The organism is Cryobacterium sp. Sr3, assembly GCF_004402835.1.
GTDB classification, from domain to species: domain Bacteria; phylum Actinomycetota; class Actinomycetes; order Actinomycetales; family Microbacteriaceae; genus Cryobacterium; species Cryobacterium sandaracinum.
In genome coordinates this window covers 15,985-30,116 of record NZ_SOFA01000027.1, presented here as the reverse complement: position 1 = coordinate 30,116, position 14,132 = coordinate 15,985, and the positions used below count along the sequence as shown (strand labels likewise).

Genomic DNA, 14,132 nt, shown 5'->3' with positions numbered 1-14,132 from the left:
ATCGGTGAGTGAGCGCACAGCCCGGCGATCTAAACTGTGGCCATGAATGTTGTTCCCGCCTGGGTGTCCTATTCGGTCTTCCGCGTGCTCCTGTTCGCCGTTCCGCTCGCCGTGATGCTCTTCCTCCGGATCGAGTGGTGGCTTGCCGCGATCGCCGCCGCTGTGATCGGAGCCTCGCTCTCCTTCATCTTCTTGCGGAAGCCTCGCGAGAAGGTCGCGCTGGGCCTCTACCAGGCGCGGCACCCCGATACGGAGTCGGCGCACCCCGACGCCGTGTCCGAGGATGCTGCCCTCGACCGGGCCGATGCGCGGGCGGCCGATGCCGACCTACAGCGCGAACGCGAGAGCCAGTAGCAGCCCGTAGGCCAACGCCGAGACGCTGGTCAGCTTGAGGGCCAGCACCAGTTCGGTCGAGGTCGTCGCCGTCACCGTGATCAACCCGGCCGGCACCGCCAGCAGCAGCACGAAAAACGTCAGCCAGGCCAGCGGGTAGAAGACCGCGAAGAAGGCGACGATCGCGAACGCCAGCAGCAGGAACAGGCAGAACACGACGCGCGACGCCATGCTCCCGATCAGCACCGCGAGGGTGCGTTTGCCGGATGCCCGGTCCGGCTCCAGGTCGCGCAGGTTGTTGACCATCAGCACGGCCATGGCGATCAGGCCGATCCCGACACCGCTCAGCCAGCTTTCGGTGTTCACGGTGCCGACCTGCACATACGTGGTACCGACGGTGGCCACAAGGCCGAAGAACACGAAGACGAAGACCTCGCCGAGACCGAAGTAGCCATACGGTTTGCGTCCGCCGGTGTAGAACCAGGCCGCAATGATGGCGAGGACACCCACCAGCAGCAGCCACCACTGACCGGTCAGCACCACCAGGGTGAGGCCGGCGAGCGCGGCGAGCGCGAAGAATGCGAGGGCCACCGTGAGTACGGCACGGGGCTGGGCGGCTCCGCCGCCGGTCAGCCGGGCCGGGCCGATCCGGTTGGCGTCAGTGCCGCGGATACCGTCGGAATAGTCGTTGGCGTAGTTCACGCCGATCTGCAGGCACAGGGCCACGATCAGGGCGAGCACCGCTCGTACCGGATGGAAGACGCCGGGGCCGCTCACGACGATCGCCGCACCGGTGCCGAGGGCCACCGGTGCGATAGCCAGCGGGAGGGTGCGCAGGCGTGCTCCGGAGACCCAGTCTCCTGCCGTGGCCGGTCCGATTCGCGCCGGGCCGCGGCCGGCGGGGGCGTTCCGCCGGGCCGGGTTGCCCGACCTCCCGTTCCGGGCCGCCGAAGAGGTCGCTGCCGAGGGATTCAATCGCTGTTGTGAGGGCCTGACCGGCCGCGCTCCGTGTGCCACGCCTTCATAGTACGTGCCGGTGGCTCGGTGGCTCGGTAGCTCGGCAGCTCAGAGATCGGCGATCATCCGGCCCAGGGCAAGACGGTCGGGTTTGCCGGTGGAAAGCTGCGGGATCGACGCGACCCACACGAGGCACGCGGGCCTGGCCGCCTTGCCCAGCACGGATGCCACGGCTTCCCCGATTCTCTCGAGGGAGTCCTCGGGGAGGTTGGCCGCACCGGGTTCCGCACCGGGTTCCGCCGGCACGACCAGCACCGGGACCTGGCCCCACGTGACGTCGGGCCGCCCCACCGCCACGGCCTCGCCGAAGCCCGGCAGCGACCGGACGACCCGCTCGACCGCGTCGAGCGACACCTTCTCGCCGCCGGAGATGATCACGTTGTCGGCTCGCCCGAGCACGCGCACGAGGCCCGTCGCGGCATCCACCTCGCCCAGGTCACCCGTGCGGTACCAGCGTCCCCCGTGCACCTCGAGGAAGCGGTCACTGGTGCGCGGGGGGTCACCGAGGTACCCCTCGGCGAGCACGGAGCCCGCGATCTCCAGCTGCCCATCGACCACGCGCACCTCGGAGTTGCCGATCGGGGTGCCGTTGTAGACACAACCGCCGGAAGTTTCCGACGAGCCGTAGGTGGCGAACACGTGCAGGTCGAGGTCGACGGCCCGCTCGGCGAGCAGCGACGGCAGCGCCTGGCCGCCGACCAGAATGCCGTCGAAGCGGCGTAGCGCGGCCAGCAGATGAGGGTCGTCTGCGGCCGCGGCGACCAGCCGGGCCAGCTGCACCGGAACCAGGGCGGTGAACCGCAGCGGCTCGGTGAGGCGCCCGGCTGAGGCGGCGAACACGGCCGGGTCGAAGTGGCCGCTCGGCAGCACGACGGGGACGGTGTCGGCCACGATCGAGCGCACGAGCACCTGCACCCCGGCGATGTAGTGCACGGGCAGGGCCAGCAGCCACTGACCGGAGCCGCCGAGGCGCACGCTGGAGGCGGCGGCGCTGCTCAGCAGGGCGTCGGTGCTGAGCATCACGCGCTTGGGCACACCCGTCGATCCGGACGTCTCGATCACCACGGCCACCTGACGGGGTACGCGCAGCAGGCTCAGCCGCCCGGCGGCCTCCTGCCGGCCGGGTACCGGCAGCACGGCGTCGCCGGTGTCAGCCAGCGCGAGGCGCAACGGGGTCATCAGGTCGAGCGGGTCACCGACCGGCACCACCCTCAGCCGACGGAACATGGTCGCCTAGAACTGCCAGTCGTAGGGACCCCAGTCGGGGTCGCGCTTCTCCAGGAACGCGTCACGCCCCTCGACCGCCTCGTCGGTGCCGTAGGCCAGGCGGGTGGCCTCCCCGGCGAACACCTGCTGGCCGACCAGGCCGTCGTCCACGGCGTTGAAAGCGAATTTCAGCATCCGGATGGCGGTGGGCGACTTGGTCAGGATCGTGCGGGCCCAATCCAGCGCCTCCACCTCGAGTTCGCCGTGCGGCACCACGGCGTTCACGGCCCCCATCTCGAAGGCGCGCTGCGCGGAGTACTCGCGGGCCAGGAAGAACACTTCCCTCGCGGTCTTCTGCCCCACCTGGCGGGCGAAGTAGGCGCTGCCGTAGCCGGCGTCGAAGGAGCCGACGTCGGCGTCCGTCTGCTTGAACTTGCCGTGCTCGGCGCTGGCGATGCTGAGGTCGCAGACCACATGCAGGGAGTGCCCGCCGCCGGCCGCCCAGCCGGGGATGACCGCGATGACAACCTTGGGCATGAACCGGATCAGCCGCTGCACCTCGAGGATGTGCAGCCGGCCGCCGCGTGCCGTGTCGATCCCGGACGCGGTCTCTCCCTCGGCGTACTTGTAGCCATCCCGGCCTCGGATGCGTTGGTCCCCGCCCGAGCAGAACGCCCAACCGCCGTCCTTCGGGCTGGGTCCGTTGCCGGTCAGGAGCACCACCCCGATGCGCGGGTTGACGCGCGCGTCCTCGAGGGCGGCGTGCAGTTCGTCGACGGTGTGCGGGCGGAACGCGTTCCGCACCTCGGGCCGGTTGAACGCCACCCGGGCGATCCTCCCAGTCACGTCGTGGTGGTACGTGACGTCGGTGAGGCGGTCGAAGCCCGCGACTTCCTGCCACTGGGTCGGGTCGAAGATTTCGGAAACCTGTTCGATCATGCACCCAGCCTACGCGGGCCTGCGGCGCCGGAATGCGGCTGGCCGTGGGCCTCTCGGAAGCTGGTTGGCATCCCCGTTTGAGCGGCAAAGTCAAGCCCCTTGAGGCCGTCGTTTCCACCCTGTGTACTGAGTTATTAAAAATACTCGGAGGCAGTGATGGCCGACAATGGCACACGAAAAACGATCCCCACCCCACCCGCGAGAAATATCGGGATCAACGAACTCTCCCCCACGGAATGGCGCATCAGCGACCGGATGATCGCGGACGGCGATCCGGCCGCCTTGGTCGGCTTCATCCAGCGCGTGGACGACGCCTTCGAAGTGACGGATTTCGGCCGCCCCCGGGAGCGAGCGTACTTCTCATCCTTTGACCGCGCCACGGCCAGTCTCGCCCTCCGTCCGGCACCCAGCGGAACGGCACTGCGATGAGCACGGCCACGCAAGAGACCCAGCCCCCGGAGCACTCAAGCTCCCGACCGCGAATCAGCCCCCGACCCCGGCGTCAGCGTCAGCGTCAGCGAATTTCACCTCCGCTCCGTCGACCGCTCCCTCCCGCTACAGCACATCGACGGATGCCTTCGGCGACTACCTGCGCCGCATCGGCAGGGGCCCCTGCTCACCGCCATCGACGAGGTGACCCTCGCGCAGCGCATCGAGGTCGGGCTGTTCGCCGTCGAAAAATTGTTCCACGGAGTCGACGACCCGTCCTTGGCCCGCGAGCTGGCCTGGATTGCCCATGACGGCCGCCGCGCGAAGAACCACTTCATCGAAGCGAATCTGCGCCTGGTGGACAGCATCGCCAAGCACTACTCCGGACGCGGAATGCCCATCATGGGCCTCTTGCGGGACGGCAACATCGGCCTCGTCCGCGCCGTCGAAAAATATGACTTCATGACCGGCTACAAATGCTCCACTCACGCCACCCGCTGGATCCGCCAAGCCGTCCACCGCGGCATGGCCCAGCCCGAGGAGCACGCCGTGCTCACCATGCGGGCTTCGGACATCGTTTTCTACATGAATGCCCTGCCGCCGCGGGAGCGGTCGATCCTGATGTCCCGGTTCGGTCTCGACGGGGGCGCGCCCCAAACGCTGGACCAGATCGCCGTCGTTCAGGGCGTGACCCGGGAACGGGTGCGCCAGATCGAGAAGCGCGCACTGGCCCTGCTGAAGGTCCTCCGACTCGAGCGGTACCTGCGGGACTGAACCTCGGCCGTCCCCCCTGAACGGAGCGTAGCGGTGCTGGCGACTTCACGCTATTCTCACTTAGAACTTTGTTATCGGGGGATATATGGGCAAGCTCACGTACAACTCGTCTCTGACAGCAGATTTCGACGACCGGGTCCTCGCCCATATCCAGGTCGTCATCGGGGCGAAGTTGCGACGCGGCGAGTGTTTCTATTTCACGTGGCGAGACGACCCCCAGGGCGGCGACGGCCGCAGCACGATCTGGCTGCATCCCGCGATACCCCTGGCCTATAAGTATTTCGGCGGGCGCTCCCCCAGCCTCAACCGCGAATGGATCGAAGCCCTCATGCTTTCGGCCAATTCCTCCGGGGGCCTCCAGCTCGTGCCGGAACCACATTGACCCGCGACAGTACTGGTGAAGGACGAAGCGTGATCCGAGTCGATATTGTCTACGGCGGCGCGGAGTACTCGTTAGGCGGCCGGTCATTGGAGTCCATCCAGACCGAGGTTGAGACCGCGTTCCTGGCCGGGAAGCCCTACTGGCTGCGGGTGAACAGTGGCGGCGGGCGCTTCGAAGACGCCTACCTGCTGATCGCGCCGGGCATCCCCTTCGCAATTCTCAACGTCAAGCCGCACAACGGCCCGGACATCGATCTCGAGGTGGACGCGGCGTTCAACCAGGACGTGCTCTGACCTGACCGGCGTTCCCCGGGAGAGTCCCCGGCTGGCACACTGGGAACATGCTGCCACCACTTGCTGAGTTGCTCAGAACTGCCCGCGTCGTCGCCCTGCCCCTGGCGACGCGGTTTCGCGGACTCGACACCCGCGAGGCCCTGCTCGTGGAGGGACCGGAAGGCTGGGCGGAATTCTCCCCGTTCGCCGAATACGACGACGCGGAGGCTGCCACCTGGCTGCGGGCCGCCCTCGATTTCGGTTGGCAGGCCACGCCGCCCCTGCTTCGGGGACGCATCCCCGTGAACGCGACGGTGCCGGCGGTCACCGCCGACGAGGTCGCCGGCGTGCTCGCCCGGTTCCCCGGCTGCCGCACCGCCAAGGTGAAGGTCGCCGACCCCGGTCAGACCCTCGCCGACGACGTGGCACGCGTGCGCATGGTTCGCCGTGTGCTCGGGCCGGAGGGGCGCATCCGTGTCGACGCGAACGGTCTGTGGAACGTCGATGAGGCGGAGCACGCCATCCACGCCCTCAACGAGTTCGACCTCGAATACGTGGAGCAGCCCTGCGCCACCATCAAGGAACTCGCCGAGATCCGCCGCCGCACCGGCTACCTCGACGTCGGCGTCGCCGCCGACGAAAGCGTACGCCGCGCCAAGGACCCGCTGCTGGTGGCCCGCACGGGTTCGGCCGACATCCTCGTGATCAAGGCCGCGCCGCTCGGCGGAATCCGCGCCGCCCTGGCGCTGATCAACCAGACCGGGCTGCCCGCCGTGGTCTCAAGCGCCCTCGACACCTCGGTCGGCATCTCGATGGGCGCCCACCTGGCCGCCGCGATTCCGGAACTCAACTTCGACTGCGGACTCGGCACGGCGTCGCTCCTTGCTGCGGATGTCACCACCGACCCGCTGCTGCCGGTCGACGGCGGCATCCCGGTGCGTCGGGTGACCCCCGACCCGCAGCTGCTGGAGCGTTACGCAGCCGCGGACGATCGGCGTGACTGGTGGCTGGCCCGCCTGACCCGCTGCTACGCGCTACTCGCCGACTGAACCAATTCGACGGAGATTCTGCGCAAGAAGAGGGTTTTCGGCCTGTTTGGCGGCGATCCGGCCGAAATCTCCGTCGAATTCGTTAGGAGCGAGGACCCCTGGTCTAGAGGCCGGAGTAGGAGTGCAGGCCCTTGAAGAAGACGTTGACGATGCCGAAGTTGAACATGACGGCGGCGAAGCCGATGATCGACAACCAGGCGGACCGTGATCCGCGCCAGCCACGGGTCGCGCGGGCGTGGATGTAGCCCGCGTAGAGGGTCCAGATGATGAACGTCCAGACCTCCTTGGTATCCCAGCCCCAGTAGCGGCCCCAGGCCTGTTCGGCCCAGATCGAGCCGGCCATGAGGGTGAAGGTCCACAGGATGAAGCCGATGATGGTGACCCGATAGGCCAGGTTCTCCAGCGTGGCCGCCGACGGCAGGGTGGCCAGGAACCGCAGCCGACCGCTCTTCGCGGACGCGAGGAGCGACTCACGCCGGAACTGGAGGAGTTGCACGGTCGAGAGGGCGAAACCGAGTGCGAAGAAGCCCGTGCCCAGCGAGGCGACGAAGACGTGAATGACCAACCAAGCCGACTGCAGGGCCGGCGGCAGGGGCGCGACCTCGACGTAGAAGCGCAGCGCCGCGATGCCGAGAAGCACCAGCACCATGCCGGTGACGAAGGTGCCGAGGAAGCGCAGGTCGGCGCGGGTCAGCACAATCAGGAACACCGAGACGATCAGCAGGGTGCCCGTCATCGCGAACTCGTACATGTTCGCCCACGGGACGCGCTCGGCGGCCACGCCGCGGAGCACCGCCGACACCAGGTGGATCAGCCACGCCAGCACGGTGAGCGAGACGCCCACCCGCAGGCTGGCCGAGCGGCCGTAGGGGGTGACCGCGTCGTTCGCGATGCGAGCGCTGATGCGGGTGAGGGTGGTGGTTCCGCCCGCCGCGCCGGCCGCTTCCGCGCGCGCTGATGCGGCCCGGCGCACCTGTGCGTCTGCCGCCGTGGCGGAGGTGACCGCCGCGGAGCGCTTGGCCAGGTCGAAGGAAAAGGCGATGAACGCGAGGGCGTAGACCGCCATGGCCGAGTAGAGGCTCAGAATGGAGAGCTCGTTGAGATTCACGATGACAGCCTATTTCTGTTCGGATGCCGGGGTGGCCGATTGGGAGGATAACAGCAGGTCCGTGTGCCGATCGGCGAGGTCGCTGACGGCGGATTCCAGGGTCGGGTCCTCGCCCCGGGCTAGACCCGCGTATTCGAGGCGCAGCGAGCCGTCCTGCTCCGGCACGGCCTTCACCCAGACCCGCCGACGTGGCACGAACAGTGACGTCAGCAGGCCGAGCAGGGCCAGAACGGCGAAGGACAGCACCCAGAGCTGGGTGGGGTCGTGGTGGATGTCGAACGAGGCAAACCGCAGCACCGAACCAGAGAAGTCCCCGTTCTGCGCCCCCGGGTTGGCGTCGTCGAAAGTGACGGACCCGAGGCCGTTCGGCAGTTCCCGGGTTTCCCCCGGCTTCAACTCGATCGACTCCACGCCGGTCTTGCCCCCGGTGAGCTGGGTCATCTTGTCGATGTCGAGCGAGTAGACCGACGTCGGCACGCCCGCGTCGAGCCCCAGGTCTCCCGAGTAGACGTTGAGGGTCAGCAGCGGGTATTCGAGGTCAGGGAAGGAGGAGAAGAAGGCCCCCGAATCCGCGGTGGCCTGGGTCGGGTAGAAGAAGCCGATCATGCCGAGTTGCTCGGCGAGCCCGTCGGGAACCTTGATCACGCCGAGGGAGGTGAGGTTGGCATCCTGCGGCAGGAACGGCACAGAGTCGGTGAAGACGACCACCCCGTTCGGGTCCTTTACGGTGAGGGTGGGGGCGTAGCCGTTGCCGAGCAGGTAGACGTCGGTGCCGCCGGTGCGGGCCGGCCCGTTCACCTTCACCTGGCTGGCCTCTGCGGCCTCACCCCGCGGGGTGATGGTGACCTCTGCTGTGAAGTCGATCGGCTGGCCGTAGGCCTTGAGGTTCTCCTCCTCGTAGGTGACGTCGAAGTTGTCGAGGGTGAGTTTATAGGGCGTGAGGCTGGTGTCGTTGAAGAACCGGCCGGGGTTGAACGAGTCGTAGGCCAGCAGGGTGTTCACGAAGGTCTGCCCTTCGACCAGTACACGTTGGCCGCTGAACCCGAAGCCGCCACCGAAACCGACGGTGATCAGGATGCCGACCAGGGCGAAGTGGAAGACCAGGTTGCCGGTTTCACGCAGGTAGCCGCGTTCGGCCGAGACCGAGGTCTCCCCGCGATTCTCGAAGACGGCCGCCCGGTAGCCGCTGGTCTTCAGAAGCCTGCGGGCGGACCCGACGGCGGCCTGGGCATCCGTGCCGGCCGGAGCGATGCGCGCCGTGAAGCCGGCCAGCCGGGACAGGCGGGCGGGGGTGCGCGGCGGCTTGGCCCGCAGCGCGAGGTAGTGGTGCTTGGTGCGCGGGATGACGCACCCGATCAGCGAGATGAACAGCAGCAGGTAGATGGCCGAGAACCACGCCGACGAGTAGACGTCGAACGCCTGAACCGTGTCGAGCAGCGGCGCGAGGTCGGGGTTGTCGGCGAAGTACTGGGTAACCCCGTTCGGGTCGGAGCTGCGCTGGGGTACCAGAGATCCCGGCACGGCGGCGATCGCGAGAAGCAGCAGAAGGAACAGCGCGGTGCGCATGTTCGTCAGCTGGCGCCAGAACCAGCGCAGCCAGCCTGCGAAGCCGAGGTGCGGTTGCACGATTCCCGCGGAGGCCGGGGCGTCGTAATGGTCAGATGGCCGGGACATAACTTCCGATCGTTCCTTGCAGGTCGAGGAGCCAGGCGTTCCACACGCCACTGACCATGAGCACGCCGATGAGAACGAGGAGGAGACCGCCAAACAGGTTGATAGCCCTGACGTGCCGTTTCAGGAAGGAAACGGCTCCGGTCGCCCAGCTGAGGCCGAGCGCGATGAGAAGGAACGGGATGCCCAGCCCGAGCGCGTAGAACAGGGCCAGCAGTCCCCCCTGCCAGGGAGAGCCCGTGGTCAGGCTGAGAGAGTTGATGGCCGTGAGCGTGGGGCCGGTGCAGGGGGTCCAGCCCACGGCGAAGACCGCGCCGAGCAGAGGGGCGCCGGCCAGGCCCATCCCCGGTCTCCAGGTCGCCTTCACGCTGCGCTGCGCGAAACCGAACTGGCCGACGAACACCAGGCCGAGCAGGATTACCACGACGCCGGCAATGCGGGTGATCGCATCTCGATACTGGTTCAGCCAGAATCCGGCAACCCCGAAAATGACACCGGTGAGCACGAAGACGAGGGTGAAGCCGAGGATGAACAACAGGACCCCGAGCAGCAGACGGTTGCGGCCCCGGCGGTCGCCGCGCGCGGGGGCCGAGCTGCCGTCGGTGAAGCCGCCGATGTAGGCCAGGTAGCCGGGCACGAGCGGGAGGATGCAGGGAGAGGCGAACGAGACGAGCCCGGCCAGCACGGCGATGGGAATGGCCAGGTAGAGCTGGCCGCTGAAGACGATCTCGCCGAAGGGGTTGTCCACGCCTACGAATCCTCGGCGATCGCGTCGCGCACGAGAGTTTCGAGGATGGAGGGCTCCGAGATCGCACCGAGGATGCGGGCCGCGACCCGGCCTGACCGGTCGAGCACCAGCGTGGTGGGAACGGCGTTGGGCGGGATGCTGCCGCTGAACGCGAGCTGCATGCTCCCGTTGTCGACGTCCATCACCGACGGGTAGGTGATGCCGAAGCTCTCGTTGAACGCGGTCGCGTTCGCGGCCTGGTCCCGCACGTTGACGCCGACCCAGTGGGCGTCCGTGCCGGCGAATTCCTCGTTGAGTTTTTGCAGGGCCGGGGCTTCCGCCCGGCAGGGCGCGCAGCTGGCGTACCAGAAGTTGACCACGACGACCTCGCCGGCGTAGTCCTCGCTGGAGAGCGGGTCGCCGTTTTCGTCTGCGCCGCTCCAGGAGATGGGATCGCCGCGCTCGGCGGCCGGGATCTCGGTCCAGCTGCCGTCACCGGCGATGAAGCCCTTACTGCTGCCCTCGCGGTACTGTTCGGCGAGCGGGTCGGCGGAGCAGCCGGTCAGCAGTAGCGCCACGGCAACCAGAGCGGTGACGGCGGCGCGGGGACGGAGATTCATACGGCTCCTACGTCCGAGGCGCCGACCTGCAGCGACAGGGCAGGGTTGGAGTAGCCGGTCTCGTCGGGGAAGCCGCCGGGCCAGGACAGGGTTGTGATGCTCGACAGGTCGCAGCGGCGTTTGCGCGGGTCGTGCGGCAAACGCTGCCGGGCCAGGGCGCGGTGCACCATCCAGATCGGAAGCTGGTGGCTGACGAGCACGACGTCGCCCTCGTCGACCGAGTTGCGGGCATCCTCGATCGCGGCGAGCATGCGCTTCGCGATCGAGTCGAACGGTTCGCCCCAGCTGGGACGCAGCGGGTTGATGAGCGCGTGCCAGCTGCGGGGATCGCGCAAGGCCCCGCCCGTGCCCCGCATCCGTTTGCCCTCGAAGAAATTGGTCGGCTCGATGATGCGCGGGTCGATGTCGACCGGAAGGGTGAAGGCAGCCGCGATCGGAGCGGCCGACTCCTGCGCACGCTGCAGCGGTGAGGAGATGATGCGGGCGACGGGGCGCCCGCGCTCCACCAGATCGGCGGCAGCCGCCTCGGCCATCTGAGCCCCCAGATCGGAGAGGCGGAATCCGGGCAGGCGTCCGTACAGAACGCGCTCGGGATTGAAAACCTCACCGTGCCGCACGAGATGTACCTGTCTGGCTACCACGTTCCCAGTCTACGGAGGGGGCACCCGCGAATACGCCGAGAGCCGTGCGGCTAAACTTGACCGGTGACTGAGCGCATAGTGATCAAGAACCTGGCCGCCCTCGACAACGGACCCGTGACGGTGTCCGGGTGGGTCGACACCGTCCGAGACCAGAAGAAGGTGCAGTTCGTCGTGCTGCGCGACGAATCCGGCGCGGTGCAGCTCGTGAACCCGCGCACCACGGATGCCGACGGCATTGTCGTCGCCGACGAACCGGCCACCACCATCTCCACCCTGTCGCAGGGCAGCTTCGTCACCGTCACCGGTGAGCTCAAGCACGACGAGCGCGTCAAGCTCGGCGGCATCGAAATCAAGCTCGCGACCCTCGAGGTCGTCACGGTCGCCATCCCCGAGACCCCGATCGCGGCCGACTCCAATCTGGACAAGCGCCTCGACTGGCGCTTCCTCGATCTGCGCCAGCCCAAGCAGAACCTGATCTTCCGCCTCCAGACCACCTTCGAGCACGCACTGCGCACGTACTGGATCGACAATGACTTCATTGAGCTGCACACCCCGAAGCTGATGGCCAGCGCGAGCGAGTCCCGCGCCGAGCTGTTCGAGGTGGAGTACTTCGACACCAAGGCCTACCTCGCGCAGAGCCCGCAGTTCTTCAAGCAGATGGCCCAGGCCGCCGGCTTCGGCAAAATCTTCGAGGTCGGACCGGCGTTCCGCGCCGACCCGTCGTTCACCAGCCGTCACTCCACCGAGTTCACCAGCGTCGACTCCGAGATCAGCTGGATCGACAGCCACGAAGACGTCATGCAGCTGCACGAAGAGCTGCTTGTCGCCGGATTCACGGCCGTCAAGGAGAAGCACGGCGACGAGGTCCTGGCCCTCTTCGGGGTCGAGGTCACCGTGCCCAGTACACCGTTCCCGCGCATCCCGCTGGCCGAGGCCAAGGAGATCGTCAAGACCCGCGGCTACGAGGTCCCGCGCGATGACGACGACATGGACCCCGAAGGCGAACGCCGGATCGCCGCCTACGTGCTCGAGACCTTCGGCCACGAGTTCGTCTTCCTCACCGACTACGCCTCAAGCATCCGGCCGTTCTACCACATGCGCCACGAGGGCGACGCGAGCATCACCAAGAGCTATGACCTGATCTTCAACGGCACCGAGATCTCCACTGGAGCGCAGCGCGAGCACCGCATCGACATTTTGGTCGAGCAGGCCAAGGAGAAGGGCATCGACCCCGAGGAGATCGAGGGCTACCTCGACTTCTTCCGCTACGGCGTTCCGTCGCACGGCGGGTTCGGCATGGGCCTCGCCCGGGTACTCATGCTGATGCTGCACCAGGCCAGCATCCGCGAGGTCACCTACCTGTTCCGCGGCCCGACGCGCCTCGAGCCGTAGCCGAACGGGCCGTAGCCGAACGGTCAGACGGCGACATCGACGGCCATCCTCGACGATACGACGGAACGGATGAAGGTTCCCGCCGCCTGGTGGGCGGGGTGCACCTGGTAGCGGTTGACGGCGTCCAGGTCGTCAAAGTCGGCGATCAGCACGACGTCCCAGTTGGAGCCGCCGGCGACGTCGAAACCCACCTGCAGCGAGCGGATCTCGTCGACGACGCCCACGAGCCCTTCCAGGCGGACCGCGATCCCGGCCGCGGCGGCGGCCTTCTGGACCGGGTCGGCCGGGGCTAGTTGCCAGGAGACGATGTGCCGGATCATTGCACGGCCAGAAGCGCCGTGCGCAGCCGCAGTGGATCGATGCGCCAGTAATTGTGCACCTTGCCGTTGAGCAGGAGCACCGGGATGTCCTCGACGTACAGGGCGTGCAGCTCGGCGTCGTCGAGAATCGAGCGCTCTTCGAGCACGATGTCGGGGGCGGACGGGTCGTCGGCGAGTTTGGTCACGACGCTGCCGACCAGATCCCGGGCGTCATCGCAGAGGTGACAGCCGGGCTTGCCGACCAGGGTGAGGAGTGCAGTAGCCATTGCTCCAGCCTATGCTGGCTCGCCGACGCAACACGCAACTAGACTTGACCGCACACATGTCCGAAGACACCATCGCCCCCGCAATCGCGTTCTTCGACGTGGACAACACCCTCCTGCGCGGCGCCAGCCTGTACCACCTCGGTGTGGGTGCCTGGCGGCGACGACTGGTCACCGGCCGGGACCTGCTCTCCTTCGCCTGGAAACAGGCCCGATTCCTCTACGTCGGCGAAAACAGGATGCACCTCGCGAGCATCCGGGAGCGCGCGCTGGAAGTGGTCGTGGGCTACAGCCGGGACGAACTCGTCGCGCTCAGCACGGAGATCTTCGACGCCCGCCTCTTGCAGCGGCTCTGGCCGGAAACGGTCGCCGTCGCCCGTGCGCACCTTCAGGCCGGGCGCGAGGTCTGGCTCGTCTCCGCGACCGCCCAGGAGGTGGCCGACGTCATCGCCGAACGGCTGGGCCTCACTGGCGCGCTCGGTACCAGGCTCGAGGCCGTCGACGGAATTTTCACCGGCCGCCTCACCGAGGGTGTCTGCCACGGTGTCAGCAAGGCCGTCGCCGCCAACGCCCAGGCAGAGCGCAGCGGTGTCGACCTGGCCGTCTGCTGGGCCTACTCCGACTCCCACAACGACATTCCGTTGCTGGACCTGGTCGGCAATCCGGTGGTCGTGAATCCGGATGCCACGCTCCGCCGCTATGCCGCAGCCCGCCACTGGCCGGTGATGATCCTCAAACGCGGCAGCATCACGGCCGCCACCCGGGCAAGCAAAAAGCGCTAGACCCCAGGGGCCTAGCGCTTACGCCGGTAGCTATTTCAAACGGTCCAGAACCGTCTACTTCTTATTGCGACGCTGGTGGCGAGTCTTACGAAGCAGCTTGCGGTGCTTCTTCTTCGCCATACGCTTGCGTCGCTTCTTGATTACAGAACCCACACGGACCTCACAAAAGAATTGGTTTCGCCGCGGGATTCGCGACAGACACGGTAG

The 14,132-nt window shown here is 67.5% G+C and carries 19 protein-coding genes; 8 read left to right on the top strand and 11 right to left on the bottom strand.

Annotated features, from left to right (window positions below):
• Nucleotides 1-42: 42 nt before the first annotated feature.
• Nucleotides 43-354, top strand: a complete 312-nt coding sequence (locus E3N94_RS07635; protein WP_104100699.1) for a DUF4229 domain-containing protein — start codon at nt 43-45, stop codon at nt 352-354.
• Here E3N94_RS07635 and E3N94_RS07630 read toward each other — a convergent pair.
• The 3 genes from E3N94_RS07630 to E3N94_RS07620 all read right to left on the bottom strand — a co-directional run bounded on the left by E3N94_RS07630 (nt 328) and on the right by E3N94_RS07620 (nt 3,495).
• Nucleotides 328-1,212: a 1,4-dihydroxy-2-naphthoate polyprenyltransferase gene (locus E3N94_RS07630; RefSeq protein WP_104100782.1), complete on the bottom strand. Its 885-nt coding sequence runs from the start codon at nt 1,210-1,212 to the stop codon at nt 328-330. The genes E3N94_RS07635 and E3N94_RS07630 overlap by 27 nt on opposite strands.
• A gap of 186 nt (nt 1,213-1,398) precedes the next feature.
• A complete protein-coding gene (locus tag E3N94_RS07625; RefSeq protein ID WP_206750951.1) occupies nt 1,399-2,577 on the bottom strand; it encodes an AMP-binding protein in 1,179 nt (392 codons plus the stop codon).
• Between the two features lie 6 nt (nt 2,578-2,583).
• A complete protein-coding gene (locus E3N94_RS07620; protein ID WP_104100698.1) occupies nt 2,584-3,495 on the bottom strand; it encodes a 1,4-dihydroxy-2-naphthoyl-CoA synthase in 912 nt (303 codons plus the stop codon).
• 156 nt (nt 3,496-3,651) lie between these two features.
• On the opposite strand from E3N94_RS07620, the gene E3N94_RS07615 reads away from it, so the two are divergent.
• From E3N94_RS07615 to E3N94_RS07595, 5 genes are all read left to right on the top strand, one after another.
• The gene (locus tag E3N94_RS07615) at nt 3,652-3,924 is read left to right on the top strand and encodes a hypothetical protein (RefSeq protein WP_104100697.1); all 273 of its coding nucleotides are present in this window, start codon (nt 3,652-3,654) and stop codon (nt 3,922-3,924) included.
• A 204-nt stretch (nt 3,925-4,128) separates the two neighbouring features.
• A complete protein-coding gene (locus tag E3N94_RS07610; protein ID WP_134570025.1) occupies nt 4,129-4,698 on the top strand; it encodes a sigma factor-like helix-turn-helix DNA-binding protein in 570 nt (189 codons plus the stop codon).
• Between the two features lie 85 nt (nt 4,699-4,783).
• A complete protein-coding gene (locus E3N94_RS07605; RefSeq protein WP_104100695.1) occupies nt 4,784-5,080 on the top strand; it encodes an ATP-dependent DNA ligase in 297 nt (98 codons plus the stop codon).
• 29 nt (nt 5,081-5,109) lie between these two features.
• Nucleotides 5,110-5,373: a hypothetical protein gene (locus E3N94_RS07600; protein WP_104100694.1), complete on the top strand. Its 264-nt coding sequence runs from the start codon at nt 5,110-5,112 to the stop codon at nt 5,371-5,373.
• A gap of 47 nt (nt 5,374-5,420) precedes the next feature.
• A complete protein-coding gene (locus E3N94_RS07595; RefSeq protein ID WP_104100693.1) occupies nt 5,421-6,401 on the top strand; it encodes an o-succinylbenzoate synthase in 981 nt (326 codons plus the stop codon).
• Between the two features lie 103 nt (nt 6,402-6,504).
• Here E3N94_RS07595 and ccsB read toward each other — a convergent pair whose 3' ends face one another.
• From ccsB to E3N94_RS07570, 5 genes are read right to left on the bottom strand one after another with little or no spacing between them, the layout of a single operon-like run.
• Entirely contained in the window at nt 6,505-7,467 is a 963-nt protein-coding gene (gene ccsB / locus E3N94_RS07590) for a c-type cytochrome biogenesis protein CcsB (protein ID WP_104100780.1), read from the bottom strand.
• Between the two features lie 51 nt (nt 7,468-7,518).
• Nucleotides 7,519-9,183, bottom strand: coding sequence for a cytochrome c biogenesis protein ResB (locus E3N94_RS07585; RefSeq protein WP_134570024.1), 1,665 nt, complete (start codon nt 9,181-9,183; stop codon nt 7,519-7,521).
• Entirely contained in the window at nt 9,167-9,928 is a 762-nt protein-coding gene (locus tag E3N94_RS07580) for a cytochrome c biogenesis protein CcdA (RefSeq protein WP_104100691.1), read from the bottom strand. Before E3N94_RS07580 ends, E3N94_RS07585 begins: the two co-directional genes overlap by 17 nt.
• Nucleotides 9,929-9,930: 2 nt before the next feature.
• On the bottom strand, nt 9,931-10,527 hold the full coding sequence (locus E3N94_RS07575) for a TlpA disulfide reductase family protein (RefSeq protein WP_104100690.1): 597 nt from the start codon (nt 10,525-10,527) through the stop codon (nt 9,931-9,933).
• Nucleotides 10,524-11,168, bottom strand: a complete 645-nt coding sequence (locus E3N94_RS07570) for a histidine phosphatase family protein (RefSeq protein ID WP_104100689.1) — start codon at nt 11,166-11,168, stop codon at nt 10,524-10,526. Before E3N94_RS07570 ends, E3N94_RS07575 begins: the two co-directional genes overlap by 4 nt.
• A 63-nt stretch (nt 11,169-11,231) precedes the next feature.
• On the opposite strand from E3N94_RS07570, the gene aspS reads away from it, so the two are divergent.
• Nucleotides 11,232-12,560, top strand: coding sequence for an aspartate--tRNA(Asn) ligase (gene aspS, locus E3N94_RS07565; protein WP_166790080.1), 1,329 nt, complete (start codon nt 11,232-11,234; stop codon nt 12,558-12,560).
• Between the two features lie 23 nt (nt 12,561-12,583).
• On the opposite strand, the gene E3N94_RS07560 is transcribed toward aspS, so the two are convergent.
• Nucleotides 12,584-12,880: a Dabb family protein gene (locus E3N94_RS07560; RefSeq protein ID WP_104100687.1), complete on the bottom strand. Its 297-nt coding sequence runs from the start codon at nt 12,878-12,880 to the stop codon at nt 12,584-12,586.
• Nucleotides 12,877-13,146, bottom strand: a complete 270-nt coding sequence (locus E3N94_RS07555) for a glutaredoxin family protein (RefSeq protein WP_104100686.1) — start codon at nt 13,144-13,146, stop codon at nt 12,877-12,879. Before E3N94_RS07555 ends, E3N94_RS07560 begins: the two co-directional genes overlap by 4 nt.
• A 56-nt stretch (nt 13,147-13,202) precedes the next feature.
• Here E3N94_RS07555 and E3N94_RS07550 point away from each other — a divergent pair, with 56 nt between their 5' ends.
• Nucleotides 13,203-13,925, top strand: coding sequence for an HAD-IB family hydrolase (locus E3N94_RS07550; protein ID WP_166784692.1), 723 nt, complete (start codon nt 13,203-13,205; stop codon nt 13,923-13,925).
• Nucleotides 13,926-13,979: 54 nt separating this feature from the next.
• Here the strand turns inward: E3N94_RS07550 and E3N94_RS07545 are convergent, their stop codons facing one another.
• Nucleotides 13,980-14,078 carry an AURKAIP1/COX24 domain-containing protein gene (locus E3N94_RS07545; protein WP_003792170.1) on the bottom strand — a complete coding sequence of 33 codons (99 nt, stop codon included), beginning with the start codon at nt 14,076-14,078 and terminating at the stop codon, nt 13,980-13,982.
• Nucleotides 14,079-14,132: the final 54 nt, after the last annotated feature.

What these genes read in the sequence shown, in the direction of transcription:
- E3N94_RS07635 (WP_104100699.1), top strand. Translation starts at nt 43, where the DNA reads ATGAATGTTGTTCCCGCCTGGGTGTCCTATTCGGTCTTCCGCGTGCTC.
- E3N94_RS07625 (WP_206750951.1), bottom strand. Translation starts at nt 2,577, where the DNA reads ATGTTCCGTCGGCTGAGGGTGGTGCCGGTCGGTGACCCGCTCGACCTG.
- E3N94_RS07620 (WP_104100698.1), bottom strand. Translation starts at nt 3,495, where the DNA reads ATGATCGAACAGGTTTCCGAAATCTTCGACCCGACCCAGTGGCAGGAA.
- E3N94_RS07615 (WP_104100697.1), top strand. Translation starts at nt 3,652, where the DNA reads ATGGCCGACAATGGCACACGAAAAACGATCCCCACCCCACCCGCGAGA.
- E3N94_RS07605 (WP_104100695.1), top strand. Translation starts at nt 4,784, where the DNA reads ATGGGCAAGCTCACGTACAACTCGTCTCTGACAGCAGATTTCGACGAC.
- E3N94_RS07595 (WP_104100693.1), top strand. Translation starts at nt 5,421, where the DNA reads ATGCTGCCACCACTTGCTGAGTTGCTCAGAACTGCCCGCGTCGTCGCC.
- ccsB (WP_104100780.1), bottom strand. Translation starts at nt 7,467, where the DNA reads ATGGCGGTCTACGCCCTCGCGTTCATCGCCTTTTCCTTCGACCTGGCC.
- E3N94_RS07585 (WP_134570024.1), bottom strand. Translation starts at nt 9,183, where the DNA reads ATGTCCCGGCCATCTGACCATTACGACGCCCCGGCCTCCGCGGGAATC.
- E3N94_RS07575 (WP_104100690.1), bottom strand. Translation starts at nt 10,527, where the DNA reads ATGAATCTCCGTCCCCGCGCCGCCGTCACCGCTCTGGTTGCCGTGGCG.
- E3N94_RS07560 (WP_104100687.1), bottom strand. Translation starts at nt 12,880, where the DNA reads ATGATCCGGCACATCGTCTCCTGGCAACTAGCCCCGGCCGACCCGGTC.
- E3N94_RS07555 (WP_104100686.1), bottom strand. Translation starts at nt 13,146, where the DNA reads ATGGCTACTGCACTCCTCACCCTGGTCGGCAAGCCCGGCTGTCACCTC.
- E3N94_RS07550 (WP_166784692.1), top strand. Translation starts at nt 13,203, where the DNA reads ATGTCCGAAGACACCATCGCCCCCGCAATCGCGTTCTTCGACGTGGAC.